This window comes from Salinibacterium sp. NG253 (assembly GCF_015864945.1).
Taxonomy (GTDB): domain Bacteria; phylum Actinomycetota; class Actinomycetes; order Actinomycetales; family Microbacteriaceae; genus Rhodoglobus.
Map to the genome: position 1 here is coordinate 1,022,420 of NZ_JADYWF010000001.1, position 14,258 is coordinate 1,036,677.

General features: G+C 60.5%; 14 protein-coding genes and 1 tRNA gene. All 15 read right to left on the bottom strand.

All coding sequences use genetic code 11. From position 1 onward, the window contains the following. Window positions 1-20: 20 nt before the first annotated feature. The 15 genes from I6E52_RS14425 to I6E52_RS05005 all read right to left on the bottom strand — a co-directional run bounded on the left by I6E52_RS14425 (window position 21) and on the right by I6E52_RS05005 (window position 14,224). On the bottom strand, window positions 21-2,678 hold the full coding sequence (locus I6E52_RS14425; RefSeq protein ID WP_197155290.1) for an HAD-IC family P-type ATPase: 2,658 nt from the start codon (window positions 2,676-2,678) through the stop codon (window positions 21-23). Window positions 2,679-2,866: 188 nt separating this feature from the next. Further along, on the bottom strand, window positions 2,867-4,192 hold the full coding sequence (locus I6E52_RS04940; RefSeq protein WP_197155292.1) for an extracellular solute-binding protein: 1,326 nt from the start codon (window positions 4,190-4,192) through the stop codon (window positions 2,867-2,869). A gap of 86 nt (window positions 4,193-4,278) precedes the next feature. Further along, window positions 4,279-5,223: a carbohydrate ABC transporter permease gene (locus I6E52_RS04945; RefSeq protein ID WP_197155294.1), complete on the bottom strand. Its 945-nt coding sequence runs from the start codon at window positions 5,221-5,223 to the stop codon at window positions 4,279-4,281. Then, window positions 5,220-6,101, bottom strand: a complete 882-nt coding sequence (locus tag I6E52_RS04950) for a carbohydrate ABC transporter permease (protein WP_197155296.1) — start codon at window positions 6,099-6,101, stop codon at window positions 5,220-5,222. Before I6E52_RS04950 ends, I6E52_RS04945 begins: the two co-directional genes overlap by 4 nt. Continuing rightward, complete coding sequence (locus I6E52_RS04955; protein ID WP_197155298.1) at window positions 6,098-7,180, bottom strand: ABC transporter ATP-binding protein; 1,083 nt, start codon at window positions 7,178-7,180, stop codon at window positions 6,098-6,100. The genes I6E52_RS04950 and I6E52_RS04955 overlap by 4 nt, the downstream gene beginning before the upstream one ends. Further along, complete coding sequence (locus I6E52_RS04960) at window positions 7,177-7,956, bottom strand: glycerophosphodiester phosphodiesterase family protein (RefSeq protein ID WP_197155299.1); 780 nt, start codon at window positions 7,954-7,956, stop codon at window positions 7,177-7,179. The genes I6E52_RS04955 and I6E52_RS04960 overlap by 4 nt, the downstream gene beginning before the upstream one ends. After that, complete coding sequence (locus I6E52_RS04965; RefSeq protein ID WP_197155300.1) at window positions 7,953-8,708, bottom strand: glycerophosphodiester phosphodiesterase family protein; 756 nt, start codon at window positions 8,706-8,708, stop codon at window positions 7,953-7,955. The genes I6E52_RS04960 and I6E52_RS04965 overlap by 4 nt, the downstream gene beginning before the upstream one ends. Then, window positions 8,705-9,490: a glycerophosphodiester phosphodiesterase family protein gene (locus I6E52_RS04970; protein ID WP_197155301.1), complete on the bottom strand. Its 786-nt coding sequence runs from the start codon at window positions 9,488-9,490 to the stop codon at window positions 8,705-8,707. The genes I6E52_RS04965 and I6E52_RS04970 overlap by 4 nt, the downstream gene beginning before the upstream one ends. 202 nt (window positions 9,491-9,692) lie before the next feature. Beyond that, window positions 9,693-10,295: a glycerol-3-phosphate responsive antiterminator gene (locus I6E52_RS04975; RefSeq protein ID WP_197155302.1), complete on the bottom strand. Its 603-nt coding sequence runs from the start codon at window positions 10,293-10,295 to the stop codon at window positions 9,693-9,695. 73 nt (window positions 10,296-10,368) lie between these two features. After that, window positions 10,369-10,875: a DUF421 domain-containing protein gene (locus I6E52_RS04980; RefSeq protein WP_197155303.1), complete on the bottom strand. Its 507-nt coding sequence runs from the start codon at window positions 10,873-10,875 to the stop codon at window positions 10,369-10,371. Between the two features lie 118 nt (window positions 10,876-10,993). After that, window positions 10,994-11,065, bottom strand: a tRNA-Arg gene (locus tag I6E52_RS04985). A gap of 57 nt (window positions 11,066-11,122) precedes the next feature. Next, window positions 11,123-11,521 (bottom strand): hypothetical protein, encoded by a 399-nt coding sequence (locus I6E52_RS04990; RefSeq protein ID WP_197155305.1) that lies wholly within the window; start codon window positions 11,519-11,521, stop codon window positions 11,123-11,125. Window positions 11,522-11,588: 67 nt separating this feature from the next. Further along, window positions 11,589-12,596, bottom strand: coding sequence for a CHAP domain-containing protein (locus tag I6E52_RS04995; RefSeq protein WP_197155306.1), 1,008 nt, complete (start codon window positions 12,594-12,596; stop codon window positions 11,589-11,591). 80 nt (window positions 12,597-12,676) lie between these two features. Next, on the bottom strand, window positions 12,677-13,174 hold the full coding sequence (locus I6E52_RS05000; RefSeq protein ID WP_197123471.1) for an HNH endonuclease: 498 nt from the start codon (window positions 13,172-13,174) through the stop codon (window positions 12,677-12,679). 348 nt (window positions 13,175-13,522) lie between these two features. Next, window positions 13,523-14,224 (bottom strand): metal-dependent transcriptional regulator, encoded by a 702-nt coding sequence (locus I6E52_RS05005; protein WP_197155307.1) that lies wholly within the window; start codon window positions 14,222-14,224, stop codon window positions 13,523-13,525. Between the last annotated feature and the right edge of the window lie 34 nt (window positions 14,225-14,258).

The following is a 14,258-nucleotide window of genomic DNA, read 5'->3' on the forward strand; positions in this document are numbered from 1 at the left end:
GCTACGCGTCTGTGTTGAGCTCACAACCTCGAACGCCGCACCAGCGTTCGGCGCACAAGCTTTTCGACCTCGATGACAATCAGCACGGTCGACGCGGCGGCTGCGCACCCCAGCCATTCCCCGGGCGTGAGGGGAACGAGTTGCAACACACTGGCGCTGACCGGCCACGTCATCACAAGCCACTGCAACCCAAGCGAGCCGACGGCGGTCGCAACAAGGAACGGGTTGCTGAACGGACTAATGGTGAAGAGCGAACGTCGCTCGGTACGCGCACTACCTGCTTGGAAGAAGCTCATCAGCACAAAGACCGTCATCGTGATCGTGCGCACGCGATCCAGTTCATAGCCTGCGGCGAGCGCCAGTTGGAACGTGATGATCAGCACGGTCGCCATCCAGGTCGACGACATCACGGTGCGCATCCACAACTCACGCGACAGGATCCCCTCGCGCGCTGCCCGCGGCCTCCGCCGAAGCTCGTCCCCCTCGGCGGGTTCAAACGCGAGCGCAACATCTTGCAGACCGCTCGTGACAACGTTGATCCACAGCACCTGCACCGGGATAAGCAGCAGTGGCTGATCGAAAAAGAAGCTGATAGCAACTGCCAGCATGATTCCGAAGCCAGTCGACAACAGAAAGAACGTTGATTTGCGGATGGCCGAGAACACGATGCGGCCCTGCCGAACCGCCTCGACAACGGTGGCAAAACGATCATCAGTGAGCACGACATCCGCAGCTTCTCGCGCAACGTCAGTGCCCGCCTTGCCCATCGCAACACCGATAGCGGCCGCTTTCAGCGCGGGGGCGTCGTTCACGCCGTCCCCCGTTACTGCAACCGTTTCCCCAATCGCTTGCAACGCCTGAACAACGCGAAGCTTGTCTGACGGTGAAACACGCGCGATAACGCCAGCGTGAGCCACCCGGTCAGCTAGCGCAGCATCATCTAAGTCGTCGAGTTGAGCCCCCGTGATTACATCGTCACAGTCGGCGATTCCGAGTCGTCGTGCGATCGTAGTAGCCGTCAACGGGTGGTCACCCGTCACCATGATGACTCGGATCCCCGCCCCGACACAGAGGGCTATCGACTCGAGGGCCTCCGCTCGCGGAGGGTCGGTGAGAGCAACAAGACCGAGCAGTTGCAGCTTGCTGGGGTGCGGAAGTTCCGGACCCGTGAGCTCGTTGTGCTCCACACTTCGACAGGCGATTGCCAACACGCGGTAACCATCGCTAGCCAGGTCAGCCTGGGCGTCGTACACCCGCTGGCGTGCGGTCGCATCGAGGGAGCCTCCCCCGGCCTCCTCGCTACACATCGAGAGCACGAGCTCTGGCGCGCCCTTGACGTAAAGCATGAGTGCCGCATCCGTCTCCCGCTGGTCGTGACGGCGCAGCGACTGTGAATAACGGTTCTGTGGTTCGTACGGCAGCCGTGCCACCTGATCGGGCTCGTCATCGTCACTCGTAACGCCAAGCGAGCGAGCGAGCGCCGCAAGCGCAACATCGACGGCATCACCGATGAAACCGCCTTCGTCGTCATCGCGAGAGTGTGCCTCGTTCACGAGGGCACCCGCCATGATGAGGTCGTGCAGCACCCCACTCGGCTCGTAACGCATGCCCTCAACCTCAATGACGCCGCGGTCTGGCACCCACACCCGCTCGACGGCGAGGCGGTTTTGCGTGAGCGTGCCCGTCTTGTCACTCGCAATCACCGTCGTCGAGCCGAGTGTTTCGGCGGCCGGCAGCGTGCGCACGATCGCGCCCTGGGTTGCCATCCGGCGCACTCCGAGTGCCAGCGCGACCGTCATCACGACGGGCAAGGCTTCAGGGATGGTTGCTACCGCCATGGCGATCGCCGACAGCAAGACTGATTCGAGTTCTTCGCCGAGCAGCAGACCAGTGGCGATCACCGCCACGGCAACAACTGCAACGAAAACTCCAATGCGGCGTTCGAGACTGTTGATGCTCCGCTGGAGTGGCGTCTTCTCCGGGCGAGTTTGGATCAGTTCGTTTATCCGCCCCAGCTCCGTGTCTCGTCCCGTCGCGACGACCACACCACGAGCACGGCCAGACGTGACGAACGTACCGCTGTAGAGCATCCCGCGGCGGTCAGCCGTCGCCGCATGCGCGGGAACCGCGTCAGGAGTTTTGTGAACCTGCTCCGACTCGCCCGTGAGCATCGATTCATCAACCTGAAGCGCGTGAGCATCAACAATTCTGACGTCGGCGGTTACCTGCTCACCGCTCTCCAGCGTGACAACATCACCCGGAACGAGCTCCACCGCTCGAAGACGGATGACGTGGCCGTCCCGCAGAGCGCGTGCCCGGGGAACAGCAAGCGAGGCGAGGGCTCGCATTTCTCGCTCGGCCCGGGTCTCTTCCCAGAAACCAATCGAGGCATTCAGCACGAGCACAATGAGAATGGCGGTCGAGTCGACCCAATCTTGCTGCAGCAGCGTAATCGTCGCGGCCACCAACAGGATCGCGATCAGCGGCGAACGAAACTGTCGCAATGCCACCACTATGGCGGGCGTTGGCTTGCGCACTTCCAACCGATTCGGCCCATACTCGGCTTGCCGTTCGGTGGCCTCGGCGGCGCTCAGTCCCTGCGCGCTCGTCTTCAGACGAACAAACGCCTCAGCAGAATCGAGCGCGTGCCACGGTTCCTCCGACACGCCTGTTGTCATAGCCCCACGCTACAACGGTGGCGTTGGTACGACTAGAGGTGTGCGTGCGAACGTGACACTGCGCTGATGGGCACCGCCCCAAAGACCCTTCCATCCGCGACGTGCTGTTCGCGTGTGCTCCTCACGGCACAACGGCCGCGAGCGGGTTTCCCCGTTCACGGCCGTTGCTGTCGTGCGTGTAGAGAACGCTAGCGGTTCAGCACTTCGTTGACTTCTTCAGCGAGCGCCGGCATCGCTTCTGACGCGTCGAGGTCGTCGAAGTAGATGGCGTGGATGCGCTCGGTCATGAGGTCTTCGAGTTCGCTGTAGGCCTTTGTGGCCGGACGAGGCTTGCCGTAGGTGATCTGCTCAGCAGCAACGGCGTAGCCCGGAGTGGTTTCCATAAGGTCTTGGATCACGTCGGTCTCAAGCGCGGAGAGACGAACCGGAAGGTAACCGGTGCGCGACGAGGAGTAGGCAGCCCGCTCGGTGTCGCTCGTCCACTTCATGAACTCGAATGCTGCGGCCTTCTCTTGGTCCGTACCGGTGTTGGCGAGGTAGATGTTCGATCCACCGACCGAAACACCACGCTGACCGTTCTCGCCGGCGGGAATCAGCGAGACACCAACATCCACTCCGTTGCCAGCAGCGAGGCCGAGGATCGACTGGATGCCGCCCGAGCTCAAAAACGTGAAGGCAGTGTCGGCACTGCCGGCCGCAGCGAAGAATGCACTCACGTCTGCAGCTCCGGTGACCTTGATGAGGTCGCGGTCTTCGAGGTCGGCGATCCACTCGATCGTCTTGATAGCACCCTCGGTGTCATACATCGACGCGGTCTCGTCATCGTTGAGCACAGCGGTTCCGCCGTACGAGTAGAAGAGTGCTTCCATAACCCAGAAGTCGTAGTCGCAGAAGATCATCGCGGGGCCGCCGACGTAGTCGTGAGCAGCCTCGAGGTACTCCTCGAACTCGTCGAAGGTCTCGGGGCCGGTCTCTTTGAGGCCGAGTTCACGCATCATGTCTTGGTTCACGTACATGACAGGAACACTGCGCATGTGCGGGAAGGCATACATGTCGCCGTCAACGTAGAGGTTGTCGGTTTCGCCCATCTGGAAGTCCGCGTCGTCCATTTCGACAGCAGCCATGTACGGCTCGAGGTTGAGCGTGGTGGTGGCGCGAGCGAAACGGTCAGTCATGCCGACCTCATCCACAAACATGTTGGGAAGAGTGTCAGCGAGCGCTGCGGCGTTGACCTTCTGCTCGGTCTCAACGTAGTCGCCCTGGTAGTTGGCGGTGACGTGGATGTTGAGTTCTTCACCGCGGGTCTCGTTGAACATGTCAACGAGTTCCTGGTTCACATCTTCAACAGCGGCGGTCCAGAACTCAAGCTCGACGGTCTCCTCACCGGGCTCGTAGGTGTAGCTAGCGGCATCCGCATTGGCTGCGGTGCAGCCAGAGAGCAGAACCGAGCCGAGAGCAATCGAAGCGAGCACGCCGGCGCGTGCCCGACCTCGCGAAGAACGGGTGGAGGACATGGTGGTGCCTTTCTTTGATGTGGTTGAGATGGTGCGTGTTGAGGTGGTGCGTTGTGAGTTAGTGCGGACAGGGAAACTGAGGGGCATCACTTGACGCCGGTATAGGTGAACGCCGAGATGATGTGGCGGCGCGCAAGGAGGAAGACGATAAGGATCGGCACGACGAGGAGCATGTTTCCCGCCATCACGATGGTCGGTGCGATCTCATCGAGGGCTTCGAGTCGCGGTATGGCCACGGGAAGCGTGCGAACGGCATCCGTTGTGGTCCATACCAGCGGGAAGAAGTAGTTATTCCAGGTGCCAATGAACGTGATCAGCCCGATGGTCACGATCGTCGGTTTGGCCAGCGGCAGCATGATGCGACGGATGATCGTGAACTCACTCGCATGATCGAGTCGCGCCGCTTCGATCAAGCTGTCGGGCACTCGCATGAAAGTTTGGCGCAACAAGAAGATGCCAAACCCGCTCGCGATGAACGGCAAGATGAGCGAGAGGTGCGTATTGAGCAGCCCCATCTTGGCGTACATCGCAAACACCGGGAGAAAGATGAGCTGCCCGGGAATCATCATGGTGGCCAGCACCACGCCGAAGAGAACGTCGCGACCCTTGAACTGGAAACGCGCGAACGCATAGGCGGCGGGCACGATGATCAGGAACTGCCCGAGCAGGGTCCCACCCGTCACGATCGCCGAGTTCAGTGCAAAGTGGCCGAAGTTCACCCGGTCGAAGGCGGCGACGAAGTTGTCCCAGCGGAGGGAATCGACCCAGAACTGAGGGGGGATCGACAGCGCTTCGGATGCCGTCTGAAAGGCGGTGAGCACCATCCAGTAAAACGGCCCGGCGAACACCAGCACGAGGGCTAGCGAGATCACGATACGGGCGATGACCCGCACGACCTTCCAGAGGGTAGCGCCTACGCGCGGCGTGACCCCGCGCAGTGTCGGCGGCGATGGCGGCGAGTTTCCGTCACCGCTCTGACGAGAGTTCTTTGCGGATGCGGGCGGCGCGGGAGGCGCGATTGTGGTTGTCATCGGTAGTGCACTCTTTTCTGGAACGCGCGGAAGTAGAGAACGGTGATGAGCCCCACGAGCACCATCAGCACCACGGCAATAGCGGCGGCATAACCGACGCGGTAGTACTCGAAGCCTTCGCGGTACACACTGAAGATGAGCGTGTTAGTTGAGCTCTGCGGCCCGCCCTGCGTCATCACGTTGATCGTGTCGAAGGCCTGAAACGACCCAATGACATTCACCAGCACAAGGAAGAACAGCGTCGGCGAGATCATCGGAATCGTAATCTTGCGAAAGCGCGTCCACGCCGAAGCGTTGTCGAGGTCAGCAGCCTCGAACAAATAGCCAGGGATGGACTGCAGCGCCGAAAGAATGATGAGCGCGTTCAGCCCCACCGACTTCCACACCGACACGAGAACGAGCGAGAAGAGGGCGACGTCGGTATCGGAAAGCCAGCCAACAGGCTCGACGCCGATTGCGCCGAGCATCTGATTGAACAGCCCGATGTCGTCATCCATCAACCACACAAAGATGAGCGAGACGGAGACGAGCGCGATCACGTTGGGCGCAAAACTCACCCCTTGCAAGAACTCGCTGAGCCACCCTTGGCGATTCAAGAACAGCGCCAAGATCAGCCCGAAGATCATCACGAGCGAGACTTCCATGCCCATGTAGACGAGCGTGTTCTGAACGACCTTGCCAAAGTCGGGGTCGGTGAAGAGCTCGGCGAAGTTTCCGAATCCGACAAACGTCATCGGGCCGCGGAGATCCCACGAGAACACGCTGAGCACCGCGTTGTAGCCGATCGGATACAGGTAGAAGACCGCGAGAATGACGAGCGCCGGCGCGATCAGGACATACGGCAGCAGGCGGCGATCCCTCAGTAGCGAGGTTTTCATGCGGTGACAACCTCGCGAACCTGACCGGAGATAGCGGGTTCGGCGATGCGCTCTTCGTTGGCATCAAACCAGTGGATGTCGTTAGTCTCGACCCGCACGAGAGTGTCGCCGAGGGGGCGCGCAATTTCGTCGAAGCGTTTGATCGCAATTCGGGAGCCGTCGGGCATCGCGGCGCGGTACACGAGTTCCGCTCCGAGGTTTTCAAGGGCGATGATGGTGACCGTGAGCTCGGTTTCGCCGGGCACCGCGGGGCGGCTGGCGTCGGCAAAAGTGAGTCGCTCAGGGCGCACCCCGAGCCACTCAGCGCCGGCGGGGGCATCGGCCGCGACATCCGCCCCGAATGCATCGATGGGCACAACGTTCATGGGCGGTGTTCCGATGAAGCGACTGGTGAAGACGTTCTGCGGTTTCGCGTACAGCTCGGTCGGTGCCGATTGCTGTTGAATGCGGCCCGAGTCCATGAGCACGATCGAGGTGCCCATGCTCATCGCTTCGACCTGGTCGTGAGTGACGTAAACGAAGGTTGCTCCTAGGCGTTCGTGGAGCTCGATGAGTTCGATGCGCATGTGCTGGCGCAGCTTCGCATCGAGGTTCGAGAGCGGTTCATCCATGAGAAAGACGGCAGGCTTTTTGACCATGGCGCGCGCCAACGCAACCCGCTGGCGTTCACCGCCCGAGAGCGCGTCCGGATTCTTGCGCAAGTGCGGGGTGAGGCCAACGGTCTCCGCAATCTCGTGCACGAGTTCGCGGCGCTCCAGTTTAGGAACCTTGTTGTTGCGCAGCCCGAATTCGATGTTCTCTTCCACCGTCATCGTCGGGTAGATCGCGTAGTTCTGAAAAACCATCGCGACGCCACGACGGCCCGGCGCGACGTCATCCACTGTCTGACCGCCAATGGAGATCGTGCCCGTAGTTGGCTTCTCGAGACCGGCGATCATGCGCAGCGTTGTTGACTTGCCGCAGCCAGACGGCCCGACCAGCACTGAGAAGCTGCCCGCCTCAATAGTGAGGTCGAGACTCGGGATGATTTCTTTATCGCCGTAGGACTTACCGACGTTACGAAGTTCGATCTGGCTCATGCGTGTGCCTCCGTGGCGTGGACTGCGAGATGGTTGCGTGCACCGACATCGGGTCGGTTGGTCATGATGGCGTCGACATCAAACTCGAGAATGCGATCAGCGGTGGCGTCATCATCGACGGTCCAGGCGTTGATACCGAGACCGTGCTCGCGCGCTTCCGCCACAAATCGCTCGTTGATGAGCGAGAAATGTGGATGCAGCACGCTCGCGCCACAGCGTCGGGCGTAGCCGGGCAGGTCGGCGAAGGTTTCGACGAACGCGATCGCCGTCGTGAACTCTGGGTAGGAGCGAGCGAAACCAGCGATAGCGCGATGGTTGATCGACGAGATCAGGGTCGAGTCAACCCCATCATGCGCGCGAACTTCCGCGGCAACGAGATCGTTGACAGCACCCCACGAGTTGGTGAAATCTTTCGTCTCGATGTTGACCCAAATGCCTCGCTCGGCCGCGAACGACAACACTTCGCTGAGCGTCGGGATGCGAGTAACCGCGCGAGCGAACTGGCCCTCAAAGCCGCGATCGAAGTTGAGCACGCGCAACTCGGCGAGAGTGAAATCCCGCGCCCAGCCCATGCCGTCTGACGTGCGATCGACACGGGGGTCGTGCAAGACGACCAGGTGTCCGTCGCTTGTAACGTCAACATCCAATTCGATCTTGGTCGCTCCCATTTCGGCGGCAAGCTCGAACGCCGCAAGTGTGTTCTCGGGCGCGTAGCTGCTGGCTCCGCGGTGGGCGATGATGCGGCTGTCCCAAACGGGCGGACGTGCGGGGCTCATGCGGATTCTCCTCGACGGTTGAGAGCAGATTGGTACGAATCGGTGACCACAGCGTCAACCCCGAGAGCAAAGAGTTGATCGAGCTGCTCTTCTTCGGTGACGGGCCAGAACTCGGCAACCAGGGTGGAGGCGCACACCATCACGCCAAGAGCTCGCGCACCATGCACGTCGCCCGTGGCGGCGCCGACAGCGATCGGGTGAAGGGCGATCGCGCCGATCGCAGCGGCATACGATGCGGCCTCTTCCATCACGACAAGGTGGCGAAGTCCAATCTTGAGAGACGGATGCGCGACAGCAAGCGCCGCCATCGACACATGATTAGTGGAGGTGATTGTCACGCGCTCGTGCATACGACGCTTGTGTACGAGCTCTGCGACCGCAACAGCGGCGGGGCTGGCTCCCTCGCTGTGCTGCGGGTCTTCCTTCACATCAAGGATGAGATGGGCATCGGAACCGGCCAGCAACTCGACCACTTCAGCAACCGTCGGAATTCGGGTGCCAGCGAATCCCTCGCGCCCAACGCCAATGTCGACCGTCTTCAGCTCAGCCAAGGTGAGCTCTTCGACAAGCGCGTTTGGCTGACCATCGTAGAGAACGCTTGCGCCGCGAAGCGCGACAAGTTCAGCATCCCGCGAGAGTCGAACGTCGATTTCGACCCCGTCAGCCCCACGGCGAAGCGACTGCTCAATCGCGGCGAGAGAATTCTCCGGTGCGACGTCGGCGGCACCTCGACGCGCAAAAACGAGAGTCATACGAGCGCCTCTGCTTTCACGAGCGCTGCTCGCCGCGCGACAGCGATATCCGGGGTATTCGTGATGATCGAATCAACACCGGCGGCGATGAGGTCGTCGATCTGTTCCGCCTCACTCCGGCTGGAGAATGGCGCTGGGAGAGTCCAAGCATTCACGGCAAGGTTCGCCGCGCGCGCCTGCCGCATGGTCTCGGGCGTGACGGCCAGATGAGCGGGATGGATGGCATCCGCTCCGGTCGTGGCAGCGTAGTTGCCGATCTCGTGCAGCGACATCATGTGAAGCAGCCCGGTGCGCACCTCAGGGTGGCTGTTTTTGAGGTCGGCCATTGAGGTGTGGTTGAACGAAGAGAAGAACACGTGGTCGACGAGGCTGCGGCGCAGAACTTCGTCGGCGGCACGTCGGGCTAATTCGCCATAGGAGTCATCGTGACGGTAGATGTCTTTGACTTCGATGTTGAGCACGAGGTCGCGGCGCTCAACAAGGTCGAAGATCTCATCCAAGCTCGGGATGCGCGCCCCAGCGAAGTCTCCCGGCAGTCCCGTGCCGAAGTCGAGTCGGCGCAGCTCATCGAACAGGTGCTCCGACACACGGCCTGTGCCGTTGGAGGTGCGATCGATAGTGTCGTCGTGGATGGCCACGATCATGCCGTCGCGGGTGGCGTGAATGTCGATCTCCATGCCGTCGGCTCCCTGATCAGCACCGAGTTCATAGGCTTCGAGCGTGTTTTCGGGGGCGTAGGCCATGGCACCTCGGTGGCCGAGGATGAGTGGTGTGGCGGTCATGTGTGCTTCTTTCGATGAGTTCATGGCATAAAAAAACCCGGGGAGTCAGCACGCTCAACGCTCGACACCGCTGTTGCGGTGCGCGCTAAACGTGCTGACCCTCCGGGTGCTCTCTAGTGACTCTGCCCTGGGGTTGTTATTCGATTGTGGGTGCTGCTGGTTGTTCTCGTGAGGCGGTTACCCGTCTCGGCACGCATCGGGTTTAGGCGACGCGGGTGTGAATTCTTGACCGTCGACGCCGCCACAGTGCGGGGTTTCCGGTGGAAACATAGTCGGCGCCGCATTCGAGAACGGCGTCAATTTCTTCAGGATGACGGATGAGCCCGCCCACGATGAGGGGCTGCTGGATGCTGGCACGCAGATCGCGAATGATTCGTGGCATGAGCCCTGGCATCACTTCCACCTCGGTGGGCCGGCTGGCATGCACTTGGCGCATGGCGTTCTCGACGGCGTGAGTATCGACAGCAAAAAATCGTTGTACCGATGCGATGCCGAGTTTTCGGGCGGCGGCGACAGCAGCGCTCTTGGTGGTGATAATTCCGTCGACGCCCACGTGTTCGACAAGGAACTGCACCGCAGCACCGTCGCGGCTGATTCCGCCCACAAGTTCGAGATGAACATGTGCGGTTTTTCCGGCGTCATGGATGCGTGAAACCATGCCCGCGAGACAGTTGATGTCTCCCACCAACAGGTTTATCCGCGCCACATCGCTCTCAAGTGCGTCGTCGAGCATGCCGTGTTCTTGCACCGAAGCGATGAGAGGGAACTCCCCCGCCGCTGTGCCACGCCATCTCAACTCGCTCATGTTGGTGCCCACGCTAAACACCGCGGTTAGCCCAGCGGTAACGCTCAGGTGAACGGCAAACGCTGAGTCCTGGTCACAGTTCTACGTCGGCGAGCGCGGAACCGTCGCCATACTTATCGACAGAGATCACGCTGAGCTTTCCATTGGTCTCGAGAACTACGCATTTGGTATCCGAGACTCCCCCCGACCCGCTCCCACGAATTGCCTGACGCACCTCAGACTCAGTAAGACGGCTGCGTTTCAGGGCATCGTGCCGCATCTCACCGTCGCTCAGGAGCAGGATTGGACTGGAAGTTACTACCTTTCGAGCGGCCGGCCAACGAGCCGTTACCGCCGCGACAACAAATTGCAGCGCCGCGATGACGGCGAACGCTGCAAGCCCCTCGGACCACGAAACATCGGTGTTGAGCAAAAGAGTCGCGAAGATCGAACCGAGCGCAACGGTCACGACGAAGTCAAAGACATTCAATTGCGACAGCGTGCGCTTGCCAGAGATTCGCAACACGATTAGGAGCGTTGCGTAACCGGCTGTGCCGACCACAGCAATGCGGACCAGGTCAGGCCACGAATCGAACCACATATAACTCGCCCTCTCTATCTAAGAACGGCGAAACGCTGCACTACGTATCACCAGAGTCTTCCATGGTGATGGTCGTTCGTGAGCATGACCTGAACGCGAAGGAACGCAACGGTAAGTGTGCCCCTGGAGGGATTCGAACCCCCAACCTGCTCCTTAGGACGGAGTTGCTCTTCCGTTGAGCTACAGAGGCTGGCGTTTCGAGTGTAGCGGAGAGCAGCACGAAGAGCCCTCAGCCAGAGGGCCAGCGTTACCAGGTCGGCGCTGCCGCACCATCGATCGCGGCGGGCAGCGGATACTGCAGCGGCTGCAGGTCTGGCTCTAACCACTGCGTGCGACCCTCGGTGATGCGCTCGGGAGAGTAGAAGCGTTTGATGATGGACTTGTCGAGCAAATCTGGTGCGTCATCCACGTCATCTACCAGCGCAATGAGGTCGAACCAGGCGCGAGTGAGCGTGACATGAAAAGCATCCGGCTTGCCCGCCCGCCCGGCCATGCTCGTGATGCCGACCACGAGACGTTCGAAGCCGTCGACAGCGCCATACGTACGCGCCAGCAACCACGCCACGCGAACGTGACGTTCGTGCGAAAACGCAGCAGGCGCGATCGTGTTGTTTTCGAACGTTGTCATGAGTTCGTCGTCAGTCATGATCGATTACTCCACAGAGTCGTTCTCGCGGGCTTCAGGCTCACCAGCGCGCAGTCAAGCCAAACAGCTACTGGCCTGGCGGGTAAAGGAACGACTCGACCTCGCTGGCCGGGATCGTGCGCTGGCCATAAGAAAGGGCCACATAGTTGTATTCCTCAAGCAAAACTGAGCCATCGGCATTGACCTGCTTCACGTAGGCAACGTGGTTGTCCCAGCCGAACCACGCAACAGACCCGGCAACGGGAGTCGCACTCACGGTCCAACCGTGGGCCTGCCATGCAGACTGCCACTGGTAGGCATCGCCACCGTTTGGCGTGAGGTCAGCCCATGCCCAACGGAACGGTGCCGCAAATGATCCGACGTCGCGGTTCAATCGCCATGCCACAAAGTCAGTGCACTGGCGGTAGTAGTAGTTCAATGGCGAAAGACTTGTGCCTGCAGTCGGCCACGGGTAGTCATCGCCTAGTGCTTGAGCGCCCGATGCAGCGTAGAGCGCGTTTGCAGAGGCAATCGCGTCTTGCTGCTGAATGACTACTAGGTCTTCGGGCGATGTCGCTTCAAACTGATCGCGCGAGAGCTCCGGAAGTTCCAGCTCGGCGCTGACGGTAACTGACTGCACATTTGCTTGAGCAACATCTGCCACGACAGAGGCGGATGCAAGCGTGCCATCTTCTGAAATTAGACCGCCTTGGCCGTAGGCCGGCAACCCGGCGACAGCGAAAAGGCCACCAATGACAGCCATCGACGCTACTGCGCGAAGTGGGCTCTTGCGGACGCGCTTGGCCTTGACCTTGGCAACCTTCGCCGCACGAGGCGGTTCGGCATCCGTGGGAACAACACGATTGATTGGCGCGGCCGAAGCAGCCGTGTAAAGAACCGGCGCTTCCTCGAGAGCCACGGCAGCCGGAGCCACCGGAATATGCGGCGTAACTGCAGCAACTACCGGCGTGCCTGCAAGGGCAGCGTCGCGTGCGGCACGCGCCTCACGACGCGAAAGAAAGACAGGGGCCTCGCTCGAGGGTTCCGCAGAGGGCACGCCGGAAACATCCGGGCCATCAGGTGAGATACGGGACAATCGGGAACCTTTAAGTGGAGCGCATTCAAGGAAAACTAGGGAAATCCTTGAACACAAGAATAATCACAACAGCATAACAGTTATGCGGCCGGTGCCAAATATTCTTCCCAATCTGGGAGTGCCCTTTCAATCCCCCGCACAAGCCATGCGCTCGTGTGCGGCGGGCGTGGCTTGATGAGCAGTCGCCAATTCATCTCCGCGGGAGTGCGATCACTCTTCTTGTTGTTGCACCGCAAGCAGCACGCCACCAGGTTCTCCCACGAATCTTCACCACCGCGCGAGCGCGGCATGATGTGGTCGATAGTGTTTGCTGAAGCCCCGCAATAGCCACAACGGTGACCGTCACGTCGCAGCACTCCACGGCGAGAAACCGGCAACCTGCGCGTCGATGGAATACGCACATAATTTCGCAGGATGATGACCGACGGTCGCTCCCACGATTCACTCGCGCTCCACACCGGATTATCCGGATCGGCAGCGACAACCGTCGCTTTCTGATTCATCACGAGCACGACGGCTCGTTTGAAGGACACGACCGCGAGCGGCTCATAGCCGGCGTTCAGTACCAAAGTGCGCATTGTCATCCTCTCGAAAGAGCCTGCACGGCTTGCAGGCAATCGACTTCCCTGAAATTCAGCGAAAAGGAGGCAGAAACACAAAAAGGCACCGTCGAAAGACGATGCCTAGTGATTCAGCGCGCAAAAACTGCTGCGCACAGTACTGCTGTGTCGTATGCAAAAGTGGGCACGCGCATCCACGGTTTGGATGCTGCACCTACTCAACATGCGATTCTCCGGTTCATTCGTGAACTCCAAGGGCTATAGGCTAACCCAGTTTTTCGGGCTCCTTGCACGCGGGCGCGCCGAATTGAATGACGAGACGGTTACGCCTCGGTGAACGCCAGATTCGAAAAGTGAATCAGAACGCTACGCGCTCGGCTTCTCCACAAAGATATGCACGGCGACCTCGTTGGGCAGTTCGAGACCTTCGCCGAAACCCTCCACCGTGACCGCAACATACGAATCTGCAGCGGCGAACGTGGCTGTCTTGCCAGGCATAACGCCAGCGCCAAACAGCTGCTGCAACAGTTCAGGTTCGAATTGCACGGGTTCACCCAGTCGACGGATGAGCCCGGTCACGGGAGTCGTTGTTTCTGCGACGAGGTCAACAATGTTCACCATCCCGTCGCTGAAGGATGCCGCAGCAACTCCACCCAACTCTTCCAAGCCAGGAATCGGGTTGCCATAGGGCGACTCAGTGGGGTGATCAAGGATCTCGATGAGCTTGCGCTCAACTTGCTCGCTCATCACGTGCTCCCACCGGCATGCTTCGTCGTGAACGAGCGCCCAATCGAGACCAATGACATCGGCGAGGAGTCGCTCAGCGAGGCGGTGCTTGCGCATCACATGCGTGGCGCGGCGCCGACCCTCCACAGTAAATTCGAGGTGGCGGTCGCCTTCGACGACAACAAGGCCGTCACGTTCCATGCGGCCGATGGTTTGCGAAACGGTCGGGCCAGAGTGGCCGAGCCGCTCAGAGATGCGGGCCCGCAACGGGACAATGTTCTCTTCTTCGAGATCAAGAATCGTGCGCAGGTACATCTCGGTGGTGTCAACGAGATCGGTCATGAAACCAGACTAGCCCGAACTGGCCAATAGAATT

What these genes read in the sequence shown, in the direction of transcription:
- I6E52_RS14425 (WP_197155290.1), bottom strand. Translation starts at nt 2,678, where the DNA reads ATGACAACAGGCGTGTCGGAGGAACCGTGGCACGCGCTCGATTCTGCT.
- I6E52_RS04940 (WP_197155292.1), bottom strand. Translation starts at nt 4,192, where the DNA reads ATGTCCTCCACCCGTTCTTCGCGAGGTCGGGCACGCGCCGGCGTGCTC.
- I6E52_RS04945 (WP_197155294.1), bottom strand. Translation starts at nt 5,223, where the DNA reads ATGACAACCACAATCGCGCCTCCCGCGCCGCCCGCATCCGCAAAGAAC.
- I6E52_RS04950 (WP_197155296.1), bottom strand. Translation starts at nt 6,101, where the DNA reads ATGAAAACCTCGCTACTGAGGGATCGCCGCCTGCTGCCGTATGTCCTG.
- I6E52_RS04955 (WP_197155298.1), bottom strand. Translation starts at nt 7,180, where the DNA reads ATGAGCCAGATCGAACTTCGTAACGTCGGTAAGTCCTACGGCGATAAA.
- I6E52_RS04960 (WP_197155299.1), bottom strand. Translation starts at nt 7,956, where the DNA reads ATGAGCCCCGCACGTCCGCCCGTTTGGGACAGCCGCATCATCGCCCAC.
- I6E52_RS04965 (WP_197155300.1), bottom strand. Translation starts at nt 8,708, where the DNA reads ATGACTCTCGTTTTTGCGCGTCGAGGTGCCGCCGACGTCGCACCGGAG.
- I6E52_RS04970 (WP_197155301.1), bottom strand. Translation starts at nt 9,490, where the DNA reads ATGACCGCCACACCACTCATCCTCGGCCACCGAGGTGCCATGGCCTAC.
- I6E52_RS04975 (WP_197155302.1), bottom strand. Translation starts at nt 10,295, where the DNA reads ATGAGCGAGTTGAGATGGCGTGGCACAGCGGCGGGGGAGTTCCCTCTC.
- I6E52_RS04980 (WP_197155303.1), bottom strand. Translation starts at nt 10,875, where the DNA reads ATGTGGTTCGATTCGTGGCCTGACCTGGTCCGCATTGCTGTGGTCGGC.
- I6E52_RS04990 (WP_197155305.1), bottom strand. Translation starts at nt 11,521, where the DNA reads ATGACTGACGACGAACTCATGACAACGTTCGAAAACAACACGATCGCG.
- I6E52_RS05000 (WP_197123471.1), bottom strand. Translation starts at nt 13,174, where the DNA reads ATGCGCACTTTGGTACTGAACGCCGGCTATGAGCCGCTCGCGGTCGTG.
- I6E52_RS05005 (WP_197155307.1), bottom strand. Translation starts at nt 14,224, where the DNA reads ATGACCGATCTCGTTGACACCACCGAGATGTACCTGCGCACGATTCTT.